The sequence below is a fragment of the Colwellia marinimaniae genome, assembly GCF_002207865.1.
GTDB lineage: Bacteria > Pseudomonadota > Gammaproteobacteria > Enterobacterales > Alteromonadaceae > Colwellia > Colwellia marinimaniae.
On record NZ_BDQM01000366.1, the window covers coordinates 1 to 256 of the forward strand.

At 50.4% G+C, this 256-nt stretch carries 1 protein-coding gene; it reads left to right on the plus strand.

Going from position 1 to position 256, the window contains the following annotated elements; all coding sequences use genetic code 11:
- Positions 1-256 (plus strand): PQQ-dependent sugar dehydrogenase (locus MTCD1_RS19675; RefSeq protein ID WP_143760206.1); only part of this gene is annotated, 256 nt, incomplete at both ends.

Genomic DNA, 256 nt, shown 5'->3' on the forward strand with positions numbered 1-256 from the left:
GTGGTGATGAGATCAATCTGATTGTTGCGGGCGCAAATTATGGCTGGCCGGTGATCTCTTATGGCAAGGAATATTGGGGGCCATTTAAGGTGGGGGAAGGGACGCATAAAGCGGGCATGGAGCAACCGGTTAAGTATTATGTGCCATCCATAGCCCCAGGTAGTTTACTGCGCTATTCCGGTAACGCGTTTCCCCGGTGGCAGGGCAATTTACTGGCGGGTGCGTTAAAACTTACCCATATTAATCGCATTAGCTT